The 17,867-nt window shown below is 70.4% G+C and carries 17 protein-coding genes; 4 read left to right on the top strand and 13 right to left on the bottom strand.

Going from position 1 to position 17,867, the window contains the following annotated elements:
* Positions 1–84: 84 nt before the first annotated feature.
* From J7E87_RS33195 to J7E87_RS33185, 3 genes are all read right to left on the bottom strand, one after another.
* Complete coding sequence (locus J7E87_RS33195) at positions 85–876, bottom strand: polyprenol monophosphomannose synthase (RefSeq protein ID WP_215098366.1); 792 nt, start codon at positions 874–876, stop codon at positions 85–87.
* Positions 877–1,389: 513 nt separating this feature from the next.
* The gene (locus tag J7E87_RS33190; protein ID WP_215098364.1) at positions 1,390–3,030 is read right to left on the bottom strand and encodes an amidohydrolase; all 1,641 of its coding nucleotides are present in this window, start codon (positions 3,028–3,030) and stop codon (positions 1,390–1,392) included.
* 9 nt (positions 3,031–3,039) lie between these two features.
* Positions 3,040–3,480 carry an Lrp/AsnC family transcriptional regulator gene (locus tag J7E87_RS33185; protein ID WP_215098363.1) on the bottom strand — a complete coding sequence of 147 codons (441 nt, stop codon included), beginning with the start codon at positions 3,478–3,480 and terminating at the stop codon, positions 3,040–3,042.
* A gap of 204 nt (positions 3,481–3,684) precedes the next feature.
* Between J7E87_RS33185 and J7E87_RS33180 the strand changes: the two genes are divergently transcribed.
* A complete protein-coding gene (locus tag J7E87_RS33180) occupies positions 3,685–4,083 on the top strand; it encodes a hypothetical protein (RefSeq protein ID WP_215098362.1) in 399 nt (132 codons plus the stop codon).
* Between the two features lie 561 nt (positions 4,084–4,644).
* On the opposite strand, the gene J7E87_RS33175 is transcribed toward J7E87_RS33180, so the two are convergent.
* Complete coding sequence (locus tag J7E87_RS33175; protein WP_215098361.1) at positions 4,645–5,817, bottom strand: acyl-CoA dehydrogenase family protein; 1,173 nt, start codon at positions 5,815–5,817, stop codon at positions 4,645–4,647.
* 344 nt (positions 5,818–6,161) lie between these two features.
* Between J7E87_RS33175 and J7E87_RS33170 the strand changes: the two genes are divergently transcribed.
* On the top strand, positions 6,162–7,427 hold the full coding sequence (locus J7E87_RS33170; protein ID WP_215098354.1) for a glycoside hydrolase family 18 protein: 1,266 nt from the start codon (positions 6,162–6,164) through the stop codon (positions 7,425–7,427).
* Positions 7,428–7,478: 51 nt separating this feature from the next.
* Here the strand turns inward: J7E87_RS33170 and J7E87_RS33165 are convergent, their stop codons facing one another.
* The 3 genes from J7E87_RS33165 to J7E87_RS33155 all read right to left on the bottom strand — a co-directional run bounded on the left by J7E87_RS33165 (position 7,479) and on the right by J7E87_RS33155 (position 9,863).
* Positions 7,479–8,153: a TetR/AcrR family transcriptional regulator gene (locus tag J7E87_RS33165; RefSeq protein WP_215098352.1), complete on the bottom strand. Its 675-nt coding sequence runs from the start codon at positions 8,151–8,153 to the stop codon at positions 7,479–7,481.
* A 52-nt stretch (positions 8,154–8,205) separates the two neighbouring features.
* A complete protein-coding gene (locus J7E87_RS33160; protein WP_215098351.1) occupies positions 8,206–8,355 on the bottom strand; it encodes an SCO1431 family membrane protein in 150 nt (49 codons plus the stop codon).
* Positions 8,356–8,474: 119 nt separating this feature from the next.
* Positions 8,475–9,863 (bottom strand): peptidase C39 family protein, encoded by a 1,389-nt coding sequence (locus tag J7E87_RS33155; RefSeq protein WP_215098349.1) that lies wholly within the window; start codon positions 9,861–9,863, stop codon positions 8,475–8,477.
* A gap of 184 nt (positions 9,864–10,047) precedes the next feature.
* Between J7E87_RS33155 and J7E87_RS33150 the strand changes: the two genes are divergently transcribed.
* Complete coding sequence (locus tag J7E87_RS33150) at positions 10,048–10,680, top strand: uridine kinase (protein ID WP_215098348.1); 633 nt, start codon at positions 10,048–10,050, stop codon at positions 10,678–10,680.
* Positions 10,681–11,067: 387 nt separating this feature from the next.
* A complete protein-coding gene (locus tag J7E87_RS33145; protein ID WP_215098392.1) occupies positions 11,068–12,969 on the top strand; it encodes an AAA family ATPase in 1,902 nt (633 codons plus the stop codon).
* A 21-nt stretch (positions 12,970–12,990) separates the two neighbouring features.
* On the opposite strand, the gene J7E87_RS33140 is transcribed toward J7E87_RS33145, so the two are convergent.
* The 6 genes from J7E87_RS33140 to ribH all read right to left on the bottom strand — a co-directional run bounded on the left by J7E87_RS33140 (position 12,991) and on the right by ribH (position 17,862).
* Entirely contained in the window at positions 12,991–14,082 is a 1,092-nt protein-coding gene (locus tag J7E87_RS33140) for a hemolysin family protein (protein WP_215098347.1), read from the bottom strand.
* Entirely contained in the window at positions 14,079–15,419 is a 1,341-nt protein-coding gene (locus tag J7E87_RS33135) for a hemolysin family protein (RefSeq protein ID WP_215098346.1), read from the bottom strand. Before J7E87_RS33135 ends, J7E87_RS33140 begins: the two co-directional genes overlap by 4 nt.
* 283 nt (positions 15,420–15,702) lie before the next feature.
* Positions 15,703–16,161: a PH domain-containing protein gene (locus tag J7E87_RS33130; RefSeq protein ID WP_215098344.1), complete on the bottom strand. Its 459-nt coding sequence runs from the start codon at positions 16,159–16,161 to the stop codon at positions 15,703–15,705.
* Positions 16,162–16,176: 15 nt separating this feature from the next.
* A complete protein-coding gene (gene hisG, locus J7E87_RS33125; RefSeq protein ID WP_215098343.1) occupies positions 16,177–17,025 on the bottom strand; it encodes an ATP phosphoribosyltransferase in 849 nt (282 codons plus the stop codon).
* A gap of 43 nt (positions 17,026–17,068) precedes the next feature.
* Positions 17,069–17,341, bottom strand: a complete 273-nt coding sequence (locus J7E87_RS33120) for a phosphoribosyl-ATP diphosphatase (RefSeq protein WP_142215995.1) — start codon at positions 17,339–17,341, stop codon at positions 17,069–17,071.
* Positions 17,342–17,376: 35 nt separating this feature from the next.
* Entirely contained in the window at positions 17,377–17,862 is a 486-nt protein-coding gene (ribH, locus tag J7E87_RS33115) for a 6,7-dimethyl-8-ribityllumazine synthase (protein WP_215098341.1), read from the bottom strand.
* Positions 17,863–17,867 lie beyond the last annotated feature (5 nt).

The raw sequence follows: 17,867 nt of genomic DNA, 5'->3' as shown, positions 1-17,867 counted from the left end.
GCCTTGCGCGGCTCGGGAGGACTTGCGGACTCGGGAGCCTTGCGCGGCCCGGGAGCGCTTGCGGTGTCGGGAGCGCTCAATGCCTCAGGAGTGCTTGCGGCCGAGCAGACGCTTCGCCCGGCCTCCGATTCCCCATGCGGTGACCCGCCACAGCGCCTCGACGACGATGTCACGGCTCATCTTGGAGTCCCCCACTTCGCGCTCGACGAAGGTGATGGGGACCTCCACGACGTGATAGCCGGCGGCGACGGCACGCCGTGCCAGGTCGACCTGGAAGCAGTAACCCTGGGAGGCCACTTCGGTCAGCCCGAGCCCCTGGAGGGTCTCGGCCCGGAAGGCGCGGTAGCCGCCGGTGACGTCCCGGATGGGAACGCCGAGGAGAAGACGCGAGTAGGTGCTGCCACCCCGCGAGAGAAACTCGCGGGACTTGGGCCAGTTGACCACGCGGCCGCCGGGAACCCAGCGTGAGCCGAGGACCAGGTCGGCACCCTTGAGCGCGGTCAGCAGCCGGGGCAGTTCCTCGGGCTGGTGCGAGCCGTCGGCGTCCATCTCCACGAGTACGCCGTAGCCGTGCTCGATTCCCCAGGCGAAGCCCGCGAGGTAGGCGGCGCCGAGCCCTTCCTTGCCCTTGCGGTGCAGCACATGCACCTGGTCGTCCTGGGCCGCGACTTCATCGGCGAATTTACCGGTGCCGTCGGGGCTGTTGTCGTCGGCGACCAGGACGTCCGCCTCGGGCACGGCCGCGCGCACCCGCGAGACGATCGGCTTGATGTTCTCGGCCTCGTTGTAGGTCGGAATGATCACCAAGGTTCTGCCGAGCGGGCCGTACCGCCGCCCCTGGGCTTCGCCACGGGTAACCCCAGCGCCGTCGTTCACTGCTGCCCCTTAAAGTCCGTGCACAGAGCCCCACCATAGCGAGCGCTCCGCGCGCGGCTGCGGCGGCACGGGCTGAGGTGTCGCAGGTCCGCCGGCGGCGCGAGAACAGCTGCGGATCGGGGCCCGGCGTCCTTCGGGCCGACCTGGGACCCGCTGGCTGCGGGTCGACCGAGAGCCGTTGTCTACTGAACGCCGGGCCCCACCCGGGTCGCACCTGCCGGCCGACTGGAACCTTCCCTCGCCCCCGAGGCGCGGGCGCTGAACCTGGCTCCCAGTGGCAGTGCGCCGGTGCGACACGCTGCCCCATGACCCAGCGGCGTTCGACGACTGCGTGGAGGTTTGCCGGCCGGACGTCCTGTGGTGGACTCGGCCGAACCTACCCGCCGGTGGGCGCTCCATGTCAACAGCCGTCTGATCTGCGAGGTTTGACCAAACCACCAGGTCAGCACGGAAGATCCGCAGGTCGCGGCGGAACGCGGCGAGTATCTGCCGCCGGCACGAAATATCCGCACGTCACTCGGACGGCCGCTCAAAGACGATTTGTCCGAAGACCACGGTCCGCAGGCAGATGGGGAGTTCGGCGCCGGGGCTCAGATCGGGCAGGCCCGGGGTGCCGGAACGGGGGTCCGTGGACCAGCGGGCGACCCGGTCGTCGGGAGCCTGAACGACGAGTTCCTCGGTGCGCCACACCGCGTAGTCGGCGGGCGCGCCGGGCACCAGAACACCGGCGTCGTCGCGGCCGACGGCGCGCCAGCCGCCGCGGGTGTGGGCGGTGAAGGCGGCGCGGGCGGAGATGCGGTGTTCGGGGGTGCGGTGGAAGGCGGCGGCCCGGACGGCGCCCCAGGGGTCGAGCGGGGTCACGGGGCTGTCGGAGCCGAAGGCGAGGGGCACTCCGGCGCGCAACAGTGCCGCGTACGGGTTGAGGGTGCGGGCCCGTTCGACGCCGAGGCGCTGCGCGTACATGCCGCTGTCGCCGCCCCAGGCCGCGTCGAAGGCGGGCTGCACGGAGGCGGTGAGACCGAACTCCGCCATGGCGGCGATGGTTTCGGGGGTGAGCATTTCGGCGTGTTCGACGCGGTGTCGGGCGGCGCGGACGCGGGCCAGGCCGATCATGTCTGCCGCGTCCCTGACGCCGTCGACGACCGCGGTGAGGGCGGCGTCGCCGATGGCGTGGAAACCGGCCTGCAGTCCCGCCTCGGTGCAGGCTGCGACATGGGCGGCGACGGCCGCGGTGTCGAGGTGGGCGGCGCCGGTGTGCGGGGCGTCGTCGTAGGGGGCGTGCAGGCAGGCGGTGTGCGAGCCGAGGGAGCCGTCGACGAAGAGGTCGCCGGCCGCGCCGATCGCGCCGAGTTCACGGATCCGCTGAGCGTCCTTCGCGCCTGCGACCTGTTCGGCCCAGTAGCCGACGACCCGCGGACCCGGCTCCGCCCCGGCAAGTGCCAGCAGGGATGTGAAGTCGTCCTCGTCGGAGATGTCGGGGCCGGCGCACTCGTGGACGCTGCCGATGCCCACAGAGGCGGCCCGCGCGAGCGCGGCGCGCTGGGCGGCCGCGCGATGGGCGGGGGTGATCGCGCCGTGGGCGGCGGAGCGCACGGCGTGGTGGGCGGCCGCGGTGAGCGGCGCGTCCGGGTGGTAGCCGGTCATGGCGCTGACGCCGGGGACGAGGTCGAGCAGGGCGGTGGTGACCACGGCCGAATGGACGTCGATCCGCGGCAGGTAGAGCGGGCGGCCGCCGGCCGCCTCGTCGAGTTCGGCCCGGGAGGGCCGGCGTCGCTCGGGCCAGCGCGAGGCGTCCCAGCCGTGCCCGAGAAGGACCTTGTCGCCAGGGTGCGCTGCGCTGTGCTCCCGTACGAGACCGAGGGCCTCGGCGAGCGTGCGCGCGCCGGACAGGTCGAGGCCGGTGAGCGCGAGGCCCGTCGCCGTGGTGTGCACATGTGCGTCCGTGAACGCCGGGGTGACCAGGGCCCCTTCGAGGTCGATCACTTCGTCGACGCCGCCCGCGAAGGCGTCGGCGGCGCCCTCGGAACCCACCCAGGCGACATGTCCTCTTTCGACGACCATCGCCGTGGCGAAGGGGTCGGCGGGGCTGTGGACCTCTCCACCGCGCAGCAGCACGGTGCGGTGTTCGCTCTGGGGGGCGGCGCTCTTACTCATGGGACCAGCCTAGATACGCGGCGGGCGTGCCTCGTACGGGGTGGAGAGCACGACCGTCGTACGGGTGGAGACCCCCGACAGCGAACGGATGCGGGTCAGCAGGTGCTCAAGGTCCAGCGGGGTCGAGACGCGCACCTTGAGGATGTAGTTCTCGTCGCCCGCGACACTGTGGCAGGCCTCGATCTCGGGCACGTCGGCAAGACGCTCCGAAATGTCGTCCGGCGCGCTCGGATCGAAGGGTTTGACCGAGATGAACGCGGTGATCGGCAGCCCGACCGCCTCGGGATCGACAACCGCGGCATAGCCGCGGATCACGCCCCGCTGCTCCAGACGGCGGACGCGCTGATGCACCGCCGATGTGGACAGGCCGGTGGCCTTGCCCAGGTCGGTGTAACTCATCCGTCCGTCCTTGACGAGCAATTCCACGATCTGACGATCCAGCTCCTCCATGCGGATCAACCTATTGCCCCAGGTCGCTTCCGGCACAGTCCGCTGCGGCGTGCGGGGGCACCTGCGGCGGGCATGTGACGAATGCCACAGGTTTGCCGCCCGCGTGGGTGGTGACCGCGCGGTTATCCGCCGGCCGCGTGGGGAATTGCTTGCTGTGGTCGAGGCCGCAAGTGCCTGGTCGGCCCACCCGAGGGGGGATTCTCCATGCAGAGTGTCAAGAACACCGGACGTACCGAACCGGAGCCCGTTGATTCGGCCGAACCGGCTGAGATCGATGAGCTCGACGCGTACGACACCTTTGAGATGTACCGGGTCATCTGCCCGGACTGCGTGCAGCCGATCGCGCTGCTGGCGGACGAGAACGTACTGCCGGAGCACGCGCTGTGCCCCACCCCGTGGAATCCGTTCGGGCTCACCGTGTGCGCCGGCACCGGCCGTCCCGCCTCGCAGGCGCGTCCCGCGGACGAGACCCTCGAGGTCCAGGAGCAGGACACCGCGCTGCTGTTGACGCTCCCCCAGGGGCTGGACTGGCGGACACAGCCCTTCTCGCACGTCGGGGGTCCGGGCTCGCGTCCGGTGCGGGTGCAGCGCCACGCCGCGTAGGCCCAGTAGCTTCCCTGTCCCTGCACCATGGCGGTGAGACCGGCGTGGTGCAGGATCACAAAAGCGGTTGGCCTGCCCTTGGGCACGGCTTGTCTCCTGGCCGCAGGCTAATTGACGGCACGTCAGGAAATCCGCGGGAGACCTGGGCCGGACCTCATGCTCGCGTCGTCGTCCACCAGGAGCGGCCAGGCCCGGGTAGGCCGCGAACTTCCGCTCGATTTGCCCCAGCGGTAACCCGGCACCGGCGCGGCGCGTTCCCCCAGGCATGACCCTGCTGTACTCCGCGACCAGTCACGGTCGGCGCCGGCTGGCGACACCGCCACCCGAAGAATCGGTTCCGCACCCGGCCGATCCGCCCATCTACCGGGAGCTGCTCGAGCTGTGGGCGAGCAAGGGAAGGACCCTGCCGGGGCGCCGCGACCCGGAGTGGAGCAGGCTCGCGGCGCCGCCGGCTTTCGCGTCACCGCGGCCCGCTTGGGGCTCGGCCGCGAAAACCACCCACCGGACGGCAACCACCAACACCCTCTGGCCCGCGGCTCCCGCGAATGCGGGTGAGGAGGTTCAGCGTGTCTCGGGTCCGGCCAGGTGACGCGCGATGACCATGCGCTGGATCTGGTTGGTGCCCTCGACGATCTGGAGCACCTTGGCCTCGCGCATATAGCGCTCGACCGGGAAGTCCAGGGTGTAGCCGTAGCCGCCGAGCACCTGGACCGCGTCGGTGGTGACGCTCATCGCCGCGTCGGTGCAGAACAGCTTGGCCATGGCGGCCTGCTGGGAGAACGGCCGTCCCGCATCGCGCAGCCTTGCGGCGGCGAGATAGAGCGCTCGCCCCGCCTCGATCCGGGTGGCCATGTCGGCGAGCATGAAGCGCAGCCCCTGGAAGTCGGCGATGGGCCGTCCGAACTGCCGGCGCCCGGTGGCGTACGAGACGGCCTCGTCCAGGGCCGCCTGCGCGACGCCGACCGCACAGGAGGCAATGCCGAGCCGGCCCGAGTCGAGGGCGGAGAGCGCGATCGCGAAGCCCTGGCCCTCATCGCCGATCCGGCGGGAGTCGGGCACACGTACGCCGTCGAAGTGGAGCTGGGCGGTCGGCGAGCCCTTCATGCCCATCTTCTTCTCGGGTGCGGCGGCGTTCAGGCCCGGCGTGTCGCCCGGGACCAGGAAGGCGGTGATGCCGCGGGCGCCCTCGCCGCCGGTCCGGGCCAGCACGGTGTAGAAGTCGGCGATCCCGCCGTGCGTGATCCAGGACTTGGTGCCGGTGATCACCCAGGTGTCTCCGTCGCGCACGGCCTTGGTGCGCAGCGATGCCGCGTCCGAGCCTGAGCCGGGCTCGGACAGGCAGTACGCGCCGAGCAGGCCGCCGCCGAGCATGGCGGGCAGATGCTCGCTCTGCTGCTCCTTGGTGCCGTAGCCGGCCAGTGCGTGGCAGGCGAGGGAGTGGACGCTGACGCCGAGGCCGACAGTGAGGCGGGCGGCTGCGAGCTCTTCGAGGACCTGGAGGTAGACCTCGTACGGCTGGTCTCCGCCGCCGTACTCGGAGTCGTACGGCAGGCCGAGCAGTCCGGACTCGGACAGGAGCGAGAAGACCTCGCGCGGGAAGTGGCCGGAATCCTCCTCCTCGGCCGCCATGGGGGCGATCTCCCGCTGGATGATCTCGCGTACCAGGGCGATCAGATCCCTGGACTCCTCGGTGGGCAGTTCACGTTCCACCGGCTGCGGGGCGCGGTCGGACATTGCGGCGCTCTCCTCCCTGTCGGGCGCTGCGGCGTCGCGCGCGAAGGGTGTGGGCGCGCCGCCGGACTTACTGCCAGGCCGATGCTGCCCTTCCGGATCACGAAAGTGGCTCGACGGCGGCTGTGGCGCGTTGAGTATGCCCGATCAGCGGACTTACGTCACGGGTGGGCATGGGCGGCTCAGCTGGCCCCGGCGCCGCGGCCCGCGATTGGTCCGAACCATTGACGCACTGGTCTAGTCCTTCTACCGTTCCCCCCAGCGCATGGCCGCGTTCATGCCAAAGAAGGCAGACGGCCGACAGCACATTTCCCCACTCGCTCTCCCTCCCCCCAAGAGGAGACCCGATGCCCGGACCACATCGTCCCCGCGCCCGCCTGAGGGCGCTCGTCGCCGCCGCGTGTACCGCCGCCCTCGGCGCGACCCTGCTCACCGGCGCCCACCTTGCCTCCGCCGGCGAGTCCGCCCCGGCCACGAAGACCGCGACGTCCACCGCCGCCCCGGCGGCGGCCGGGAACAAGGTGATCGGCTACTTCACCGAATGGGGCGTCTACGACCGCAATTACCACGTCAAGAACATCCAGACCTCCGGCTCCGCGAACAAGCTCACCCACATCAACTACGCCTTCGGAAACGTAACCGGTGGCAAATGCGCGATCGGTGACGCCTTCGCCGACTACGAGAAGACCTACACCGCCGCCCAGAGCGTGGACGGCGTCGCCGACACCTGGGACCAGCCATTGCGGGGCAGCTTCAACCAGTTGCGGAAGCTGAAGAAGCTCCACCCGAACCTCAAGATCCTCTGGTCCTTCGGCGGCTGGACCTGGTCCGGGGGCTTCGGCCAGGCCGCGGCCAACCCCGCCGCCTTCGCCCAGTCCTGCTACAACCTGGTCGAGGACCCGCGCTGGGCCGATGTCTTCGACGGCATCGACATCGACTGGGAGTACCCCAACGCCTGTGGCCTGAGCTGCGACACCAGCGGGCGCGATTCCTTCAAGAACCTGATGTCCGCGCTGCGTGCGAAGTTCGGCGGCTCCAGCCTGGTGACCGCGGCGATCACCGCGGACGCCTCGGCCGGCGGCAAGATCGACGCGGCGAACTACGCGGGCGCGGCGAAGTACGTCAACTGGTACAACCCGATGACGTACGACTTCTTCGGCGCCTGGGCGGCGCAGGGCCCCACGGCCCCGCACTCGCCGCTCACCTCCTACACCGGCATTCCGCAGCAGGGCTTCAACTCGGACGCCGCGATCAAGAAGCTCAAGAGCCTCGGCGTCCCCTCGTCGAAACTGCTGCTGGGGATCGGTTTCTACGGCCGGGGCTGGACGGGCGTGACGCAGAAGGCGCCCGGCGGCACGGCGAGTGGCCCCGCGCCCGGCAAGTACGAGCAGGGCATCGACGACTACAAGGAACTCAAGGGCAGGTGCCCGGCCAACGGGACCGTCGCCGGGACGGCGTACGCGCACTGCGGCAACCAGTGGTGGAGCTACGACACCCCCGCCACAATCGCGGGGAAGATGAACTACAAGAACCAGCAGGGCCTGGGCGGCACCTTCTTCTGGGAGCTCAGCGGTGACACCTCGAAGGGCGAGCTGATCAAGGCCATCAAGTAGCCCGCGGACACGATCGGGGCGGGCAGCCGGGTGCGGCTGCCCGCCTGCGCGTCAGGCCTCGACCGGGTCGGGCACGGCGCCGGCGAGCGCGGCCGGCAGGGACTCGGCCGGCGGTTCCGGGCACCCCGGCTCGAACTCCGCGATCGTATGGAGCGTGCCACGCAGCATCCGTATCAGCAGCGCGCACACGGTCTCGCGCGTCAGCTCCTGGTGGCCCAGCCAGTCGAGGGTGATCGCCTCGACGCTGCTGAGCCAGCCGAGCAGGGCGAGCCGGGCCAGCAAGGGGATGTCGCGCCTGGCGTACGCGCCTTCGGCGATGGTCGCGATCAGCTCCTGGCGCACCGCGTCCCGTATCGACTGCACCTGGGTGTCGAAGCCGACGCCGCCCGTGGCAATCGTGCGGAACGCCGCCTGATGGTGCTGGCCGAAGCGCAGATAGCCGTCGACCGTGCGGTACACGCGCTCGGCGCTCGGCAGATCGGTGTCGCCCGCGGCGCGCGAGACGAGGTCGGCCATGGAGTCCTCGATGATGGCGAGGTAGTAGCCGCGCTTGCTCTGGAAGTAGTAGTAGATCAGGCCCTTGGCGACTCCGGCGTGCTTGGCGATGTCGTCCATCGACAGCGCGTCGTAGGAAGTGTCGGCGAACAACTTCCGTCCGGTTGCGATGAGTTCACCGCGGCGTACCTGGGATCGTCCCGTCACGCCACGCTGTTGACCACTGTTCAAATCGGGGCCCAATTCTCCAACTGCCACAGAATTCTGCGCAGTATGGCAGACCTCAGATCAGGCCGAGCCGGGTGACGAACATGGCGAGGACGACGACGAGGGTCCAGCCGAGGATGTGCTCGAGGACGTTGGGGCCGTCGTCGGGGCCGCCGGTGCGGGTGCGGGTCTCGGCGAGGTCGGCGGTGGCAGCGGTCGAAGTCATGGTGCGTCTCGTTCAGTCGGCTGGCAGGTGCGTCCCCCCGGGTGACCCGATCCACAGTGCCAGCGATACCGGCCCGGGGGTAGAGACGTACGTCACTGCCCCCGGGGACGGTCGGCGCGTCAGCGGATGCCGAATGCCGCCAGAGCCCGGCGCTGGGCGGCCGTCGGGGCGGCGGGCCAGTACAGGTAGCAGACACCGCCTGTGCCGGAGACCACTTTGCCGGTCGCGTTGTAGCGCTTGGTGCGGAGCCAGATCGTCTCCCACTCCGCGCGCTTGTAGACGCGGCGCACGGCCTCGTTGCTGGGCGACGCCGGATCGTTGGCGATGACATCGCCGTCGGCCGTGAAGCCGACCACAGTCATCAGATGGCCGGAGGTGCCGTAGCCCGCACCGGTCAGCTCCTCCTTGAGGAAGGACTGGGACGTTATGGCCGGGATACCGGCCCGGATCAGGCTCTCCAGGTCGGTGAGCGAGGACAGCCGGGTGACGACCGCGCTCATGTCCGGGTAGGTGGCCGCGTAGGCGGCGTTGAAGGGCCAGTTTCCGCAGCCGTCGTACTGGTGGTCGAAGGTGAAACGGGCCGCGTGGCAGACCTGCGGATCGGCGAAGGCGGGGTTCACCCAGGACAGCTCGGCCGGGGTGGGCTTCCGGCCCCAGTACTCGATGATCATCTGTGATGAGGTGGGGCTGCACCACGCCTCACCACCGTTGTCGTACTCCGGGTACTGGCCGACGTGCGTGTTCTGCGAATAACGCGGCACGCGCAGCTCGCGCACGATCCCCGGCGTCGACGCGGGCACCGTGAAGCGGTCCGGGATGTCGGAGGCCATCGCGCCGAGCCGCCGGACGGTGGGCGTCAGTTTCGTGCCTGGCTTGCGGTAGAGGGTCAGCCGCAGCTGGTAGGAGTTCAGCCGCAGCCCGCTCGAAGCGTCATCGATGGAGAAGGTGTCGGTCCAGATGCTCGCCTTGCCGTCCGTCTGGTCGTCGAGGGAGGTACGCCGGATGTCGCCGTCGCCCGCCGCCCAGCGGCCCATCACGAACCAGGGCGTCGAGGTGGCGTCGGAGTAGTTGCCGCGCAGCTCGACCTGGAGCCAGGTGCCTGCCGGGGTGTGCGCGTTCCAGGAGGCGATGACCTCGGTCGCGGGCACCCGGGAGAGATGGACGGGCGAGGTCCAGGTGCCGTACTCCCAGGCGGTGGTCCGTCCGGTGTGCGGGTCGGTGTAGTCGGTGCGGCCGACGGGGCCGGCCAGGACCAGGCCGGGACGACTGCCCGCGACGGCCCGGGTGCCGGCCGCGGTGCCGAAGCGCCAGTCGGCGTACGAGGTCCAGAAGCGGTTGTCCACGGTCGGCGCGGGCGTGCGCCTCGCGGGCCCGGCGGACCCGGGCTTCGGATGCGTCCCGCCCGGCGCGGCGGCGGCCGGCATCGAGGACGAGGACAGCGCGCCCGCACCCGCCGCTGCCGCGATCGCGGCGCTCAGAACGGTTCTGCGTGAAGTAGGTCTGGCCATGGGACCCCCAAGTCAGGGTGCGCGACAGTGGGGGCAACTATTGCGGGTCCGGGCGGACTTCTGCCAGCGCCCGGAGCCGCGCCGCGCCACCAATATTGGTCTCGTCCACTGGTGGTCCCCCCGCACGCCGGGCGTAGGGGGAGTGACCCTGCGGCGGGGTTCGCCGTTCTCTTAGGCTTGCGGCATGGACGACCTCGACCGGCAGGCTGCGGCGCTGCGCACACTCCCGCCATCGTGCGGACCGGTGCGGCTGATCGGGATCGACGGCCATGCCGGATCGGGCAAGAGCACCTTCGCCGCCCGGCTCGCGGCGGCCGTAGGCGGCGATGTTCCGGTGCTCCAGCTGGACGATCTCGCTACCCACGAGGAGCTCTTCGGGTGGACGGACCGGATGCTGACCCAGGTGATCGATCCCCTCGCGCACGGCCGGACCGCGCACTACGACCCGTACGACTGGAATCTGCGCCGTTTCGGTCCGCCGCGCGCACTGGAAGCCGCTCCCGTCGTGCTGATCGAGGGGGTGGGAGCAGGGCGACGGGCGTTGCGCCCGTTTCTGGCGTGGCTGCTGTGGATGGAGCGGGACGCCGAAGAGTCCTGGCAGCGGGGCCGCCGACGCGACGGAAGCGGACTTTCCGCCTTCTGGGACGGCTGGACAGTGGCGGAGACACGCCATTTCGCCGCGGACCCCTCCCGTGTGCACGCCGATGCTCTGGTACGCGAGTTTCACGAGGGTTACGAGTGGCTCCCGGGGCCTTCTGCGACAGCGCGACCGAATCAATTCATTACGCAGGGTGACCGCTTTCCCCCGACATACTGAACAGTCGGAATTCCGCCTCAAGAGTGCCTCAACTCTGCTTGACCGACGGGGCGTACAGGTCTTACGTTCTCAATGTGCGGCTTTCCGGAGCCGCCGCAGACGCGAAGCCCCCGGTTGTTCCCCCGTGATCGGGGGCTTCGTTCTGCCCTCTCCCCCACATCGCAGGCGCGGCACCCCGCCCTCGCTCACCCAGGGTCACGGCCACCGGTCAGCTCGCCGCGCCCTACATCGCAACCCCTTTGCGCAGGTACGATGCACCTCGGTGGGGTCAATTCCCGTCCACGGCAAGGTGGTTCAGTGCGTTGCCCACGGTCGCCCGCCCGGCGCCGGGGGCCTGGGGGGTCGTTCCCCGGGAAACACACGACAGGTGCACTTGTGGGGGACCTGATGGACATCGGCACGCAGGCCGTACCGGCCCCGGCCGACCTCGCCTGGGTGCGCGGCGTGGACGCCTACACGATGGGTGCGTATCCGCAGGCGGAGGAGGAGTTCCGGACCGCCGTGCGGCTCGATCCCGGGATGGCCGACGGCTGGCTCGGACTCCATGCTCTGCGCGTCGACACCACGACCGCGCTGCTGCACATGTACCGCAGCCGCGAGCGCTTCGGCGAGCAGCGCGCCCGCCACCGCCGCACTCTCAACTCCTGGTACTGGCTGGGCTGGTGGGTCCAGCCAGTACTGGAGAGCCCGCGCGATCTGCTGCTCGCGCACGCCTCCCACTGGCTCGACGGCCGCCATGTGCCGGAGCTGGACCAGGCCCTCGCCGGGCTGCCACCGGTCGACGCAGACCCGCAGGTGCGCTTTCTGCACGCTTGCCGCGCGTATCTCGTCAAGGACTGGGAAGAGCTTGTACGCCACACCGCGCCGCTGATCAACGACCCGTTACTGGGCATCGAGGCCGGGCTGTTCGGCGGCATGGCACGCGTACGCCTGGAGATGTACGGGCAGGCCGAGCCGCTGCTCTCCGCCGCCCTGATGCGCTGTCGCAGCGAGCAGCCGCAGCGCAAGGAGCTGCGCTACTGGCTGGCGCGTGCGCACGAAGGCACCGGCCGCAGCGCCGCCGCCCTGCCGCTGTACCGGGCGGTGCACCGGATCGATCCGGCCTTCATGGACACCTCCGCCCGCCTCGCGGCGATCGCGGAGTACGACGGCATCGACGGGTACGACGATTCGTCCGGGTTCGCGGCCGTGTCCCTGGCGGGCTTCGGCCAGGACTCGGTTGACGCGCAGGCCGACGGCGACGGGCCGGTCGCGGCCGAGCCCCGGATCGGCGTCGATCCGCAGACCCAGCTCCCCGGCTCCGTGCCGAGCGTCCCGGCCGAGGTCATACGGCACAAGGCGGTGGTGCCGGCCCAGTCGGCGCCCCCGGCGTTCCCGGCGGGCCCCACCGATCCGGTGCTGCTCGGCGAGGCACTCGCCGAGCTGGAGCGGATGGTCGGACTGGAGCCGGTCAAGCGGCAGGTCAAGGCCCTGTCCGCGCAGCTGAAGATGGCCAGGCTGCGCGCCGGCCAGGGCCTTCCGGTCCAGCCGCCGAAACGGCACTTTGTCTTCTCGGGCCCCTCCGGCACGGGCAAGACCACTGTCGCCCGCATACTCGGCCGGGTCTTCTACGCGCTCGGGCTGCTCGGCGGCGACCATCTGGTGGAGGCCCAACGGTCCGACCTGGTGGGAGAGTTCCTGGGCCAGACGGCGGTGAAGGCCAATGAACTGATCGACTCGGCGCTCGGCGGCGTGCTGTTCGTGGACGAGGCGTACAGCCTCTCCAACACCGGCTACTCCAAGGGCGACGCGTACGGCGACGAGGCCCTCCAGGTCCTCCTCAAGCGCGCCGAGGACAACCGCGACCACCTGGTGGTCATCCTGGCCGGCTACCCGGAGGGCATGGACCGGCTGCTGGCCGCCAACCCCGGGCTCTCCTCCCGCTTCACCACACGGGTCGACTTCCCCTCGTACCGCCCTCTCGAACTGACCGCGATCGGCGAAGTGCTGGCCGCCGAGAACGGCGATGTGTGGGACGACGAGGTCCGCGAGGAGCTGCGCTCCATCAGCGGCCACGTGGTCGACCAGGGCTGGATCGACGAGCTCGGCAACGGCCGCTTTCTGCGCACCCTGTACGAGAAGAGCTGCGCCTACCGGGATCTGCGGCTGTCCGGATACCCGGGCACGCCCACCCGCGAGGACCTCTCCACACTGCGGCTGCCCGATCTGCTGCAGGCGTACGGCGAGGTCCTGTCGGGCCGCGGTCCGGTCGACCGCGGCCCGCAGGATCCTCCGCCGGGCCTGACCTGACGCCTGACCCGGCGCCTGGGCTCAGCCGGCCAGCGCGGTGTCCATGGCCGGGTGGGCCGTATGGGGCAGCCGGGGCACCGTCACCCGGTGGGACGGGTCACGGACCTCGCCGACCAGCATTTCCAGGACGTCCTCCAGCGCGACCAGTCCCAGCACCCGGCCGGCCCCGTCGGCGACCTGGGCGAGGTGGGTGGCCGCGCGGCGCATCACGGTGAGGGCGTCGTCCAGAGGGAGTTCGGCCCGCAGGGTCGCCATGGGACGCCAGATGTGCTGGGGCACGGCCCGTTCACCGTCCTCCAGATCCAGTACGTCCTTCACGTGGAGGTAGCCCATGAAGGGGCCCGCACCCGGCGCGCAGACCGGAAAGCGGGAGTAGCCGGTGCGTACGGTCAGCTCCTCGATCTGGCGCGGGGTGACCGACGGCGGGACCGTCACCAGCATGGAGCGGGCGATCAGCACATCGGTCACCGGGCGGCTGCCCAGCTCCAGGGCGTCCTCGAGCCGCTCCTGTTCGGCGGGCTCAAGGAGACCCGCCTGACCGGAGTCCTCGACGAGGCGGTTCAGCTGCTCGCTTGTGAAGACCGCTTCCACCTCGTCCTTCGGCTCGACGCCGAAGGCCCGCAGCACCAGCCGGGCACAGGCGCCGAGTCCGACCGTGACCGGGCGGCACAGCCGGGCGAAGCCCACCAGACCGGGGCTCAGCCAGAGCGAGGTCTTCTCGGGGGCGGCCATGGCGAGGTTCTTCGGGACCATCTCACCGATGACGAGGTGCAGGAAGACGACCACGGCCAGGGCTATGACATAGCCCAGCGGATGGACCAGCCCCTCGGGCACATGGGCCGCGTGGAAGACCGGTTCCAGCACATGCGCCACGGTCGGCTCGGCCACCGCGCCGAGTGTCAGGGAGCAGATGGTGATGCCGAACTGTGCGGCCGCCATCATCTGCGGCAGGTTCTCCAGACCGTGCAGCACCCGCCGGGCCCGCGCGGAACCTGCCGCGGCCAGCGGTTCGATCTGGCTGCGGCGTACGGAGACGAGCGCGAACTCGGCCCCGACGAAGAATCCGTTCGCCAGCACCAGCAGCAGCGCGAACAGGAGTTGGAGGACGCTCATCGCGCGGCCTCCGTCAGGGCCGGCACATCGGCCGTATGCACCAGGCGCACCCGTTCGGCGCGGTTGCGGTCCACCTGACGCACAGAGAGCCGCCAGCCGGGCAGTTCGGCCCGGTCACCGGGGGCGGGGATGCGCCCCAGCAGATCGGCGACGAGGCCGGCCACAGTCTCGTACGGACCGTCGGGCACATCGAGGCCTATCCGGCGCAGCGTGAGGACCCGGCAGCTGCCGTCGGCCTCCCAGGCGGGGCTGCCGTCCTCGGACGCCACGGGGGCGAGTTCCGGCCGCTCGTCGGCCTCGGCGTCGTGCTCGTCGCGGACCTCGCCGACGAGTTCCTCGATGATGTCCTCCAGGGTGACGACCCCGGCCGTGCCGCCGTACTCGTCGACCACCACGGCTATGGGCTGCTCGCTGCGCAGCCGCTCCAGAAGCTGCTGGACCGGAAGCGTCTCGGGCACCAGCAGCGGCGGTACGGCGACCCGGTCGACGCGGGTGCGCAGCCGCTCCCCGACCGGTACCGCGAGAGCGCCCTTGAGGTGCACCATCCCGACGATCTCGTCGATTCGCTCCCGGTAGACGGGAAAGCGCGAAAGGCCGGTGGCACGGGTGAGGTTGAGGACGTCCGCCGCGGTGGCGTCGGACCGCAGGGCGCTCATCTTCACCCGCGGGGTCATCACATTCTCTGCGGTGAGATGCCCGAGCGAGAGCGTCCGCACGAACAGGTCCGCAGTGTCCTGCTCCAGCGTGCCGGCCCGTGCCGAGTGGCGGGCCAGCGAGACCAGCTCGCCGGGGGTGCGGGCGGATGCCAGCTCCGCGGTCGGTTCGACGCCGAACAGCCGTACGAGACGGTTGGCGGCGGTGTTGAGCAGGGTGATGACCGGACGGAACACGCTCGAGAAGAGATGCTGCGGTCCGGCGACGAACCGCGCGACCTGCAACGGCCGGGAGACCGCCCAGTTCTTGGGTACGAGCTCGCCGATCACCATCTGGACGGCGGAGGCGAGCAGCATGCCGATCGCCACCGCGACCCCGGTCACAGCCCCTTCGGGCAGACCGGTCGCGGCCAGCGGCCCGTCGAGCAGCTGGGCCATGGCCGGTTCGGCGAGCATGCCGACGACGAGCGAGGTGATGGTGATGCCGAGCTGAGTGCCGGAGAGCTGGAACGACAGCTCCCGCAGTGCCTTGACGACACGGCGGGCGCGGCGGTCGCCCTCGGCGGCGGCGCGCTCGGCATCGGGCCGCTCCACGGTGACGAGGCCGAACTCGGCCGCCACGAAGAAGCCATTGGCGAGGATCAGGAGAAATGCTGCGGCGAGCAGCAAAAGGGGGGTGATCATGCCGCCGCCTCCTGGGAGGGGGCGGCGCAGGTACTACCGGACGATCCGTCCATTGCTGGAGGGAGTCACTCCTCGGGTCGCAGGTGCCCCGCGGGCCGCTGGCGGCCGTGTGGTGCGGGGAGGGGCGCGCTTGTCGCCACCGCCACCAGACTAATGGTTTTCAGCCGGAGCTCCCTGGGTTGGTCCCCCGGGAGAAAACAGCCCGCCTGGCGGCGGGCCTGGAGCCGCGCGTCGCCGGCGAACTGCAGGGCGTGGCCGCGATGGGGTTCGGGGGCGTCGCCGCTCAGTCCTCTTCCGCGCGGATGCCGCGGCTCTCCACGAGCGCCCGCAGCGCGCGGGCGTCGCTGATGGCCTGTGCCTTGGCGATGCCGGGCTGGATGCCGAGCACCGGCAGGCTGGTGCCGTCGCTGAGGTCCAGGAACACCCACGGGTCGCCGGGACGCAGATTCACCCGCAGGATCTCCGCCCACTCCAGCCGGCGCGTACGAGTGAGGTTGACAACAGTGACGCCGTCCTCGTCGGCGACGGCCTTGGGCCGGCTCAGCAGGGCCAGTACGCCGAAGAAGACCAGCGCGGTGAAGACGAAGCTGCTCCGCTCCCCCGCGCTCAGCTTCTCCAGCAGCAGCGCGACCGCGGTGATCACGGCGAACATCACCGCGCCCACGGTCAGCAGAACGATCCGGGTACGGGTCGGCCTGAACGTGACCGGGAGCGCGGGGATTTGGGGCGCGGGGGCAGACATGGTGTCGGGCATCCTTCAGAGGCGGCAGGCGTGGATGGCCGTGGTGAGGATCGCCCGCGCGCCGAGGTCGTACAGATCGTCCATGATCCGCTGCGCCTCCTTGGCGGCGACCATGGAACGGACGGCGACCCAGCCCTCGTGGTGCAGCGGGGAGATGGTCGGCGACTCCAGGCCCGGGGTGAGGGCGACGGCCTGCTCCAGGTGCTCGACTCGGCAGTCGTAGTCCATCATCACGTAGCTGCGGGCGACCAGCACGCCTTGGAGGCGGCGCAGGAACTGCTGCACCTTGGGGTCGTCGGCCGGCGATCCCGTCCGGCGGATGACGACCGCCTCGGACTTCATGATCGGCTCGCCGATGACCTCCAGGCCGGCGTTGCGCAGACTGGTGCCGGTCTCCACGACGTCCGCGATGACCTCGGCCACGCCCAGCTGGATCGCCGTCTCCACCGCGCCGTCGAGGTGGACGACGGCGGCGTCGATGCCCTCGTCGGCGAGGTGCTTGGCGACGATGCCCTCGTAGGAGGTGGCGATCGTCATTCCGCCGAAGTCGCCGACTCCGGTGGCGGTGCCGGGCTTGGTGGCGTAGTGGAAGGTGGAGCGGGCGAAGCCGAGCTGGAGGATCTCCTCGGCGTTGGCGCCGGAGTCCAGCAGCAGATCGCGGCCGGTGATGCCGATGTCGAGCTTGCCGGAGCTGACGTAGATCGCGATGTCGCGCGGGCGGAGGTAGAAGAACTCGACGTCGTTCTCGGGGTCGACGAGGACGAGCTCCTTGGACTCCTTGCGCTGCAGGTAGCCGGCCTCATGGAGCATCGCCGACGCAGGTCCGGACAGTGAACCCTTGTTGGGGACGGCGATGCGCAGCATGAGTGGGGCTTCCTTTGTTCGTACGTACGTGGTGGAGCTGTGCTCAGAGGTGGGCGTAGACGTCGTCGAGGGAGATCCCGCGCGCGACCATCATCACCTGGACGTGGTACAGCAGCTGCGAGATCTCCTCGGCGGCGGCTTCCTTGCCCTCGTACTCGGCGGCCATCCAGACCTCGGCGGCCTCCTCGACGACCTTCTTGCCGATGGCATGCACACCCTTGTCCACCAGTTCGGCGGTGCGGGATGTGGCAGGGTCGCCGTTCTTCGCCTTGAGCTGCAGCTCGGCGAAGAGCTCTTCGAAGGTTTTGTTCGCCATGATGGTCCCCAGGGTAAGGGGTGTGCCCGCAGTACTCAGCGCCAGGGCTCGCTGACGGTGCGCAGTGTGGCGGCGGTGGCCAGTGCGGCGGTGACCGCCTCGTGTCCCTTGTCCTCGTTGGATCCTTCGAGACCGGCCCGGTCCAGCGCCTGCTGCTCGGTGTCGCAGGTCAGCACGCCGAAGCCGATTGGAACGCCGGTGTCGATGGAGACCTGGGTGAGGCCCTGGGTGACGCCCTGGCACACGTACTCGAAGTGCGGCGTGCCGCCGCGGATGACGACGCCGAGCGCGACGATCGCGTCGTATCCGCGGCCCGCGAGCACCTTGGCGACCACCGGCAGCTCGAAACTGCCGGGGACACGCAGCAGCGTCGGCTCGTCGATGCCCAGCTCGTGCAGTGCGCGCAGAGCGCCGTCGACGAGGCCGTCCATGACCTTCTCGTGCCACTGGGCCGCGATCACCGCCACCCGCAGGTCGCCGCAGTTGCGTACGGACAGTTCGGGTGCACCCTTGCCGCTCATGTTTC

Source organism: Streptomyces sp. ISL-1, assembly GCF_018614585.1.
Classification (GTDB): Bacteria; Actinomycetota; Actinomycetes; order Streptomycetales; family Streptomycetaceae; genus Streptomyces; species Streptomyces maoxianensis.
The sequence above is the reverse complement of the archived record's forward strand: the minus strand, read 5'-3'. Positions and strand labels throughout refer to the sequence as shown.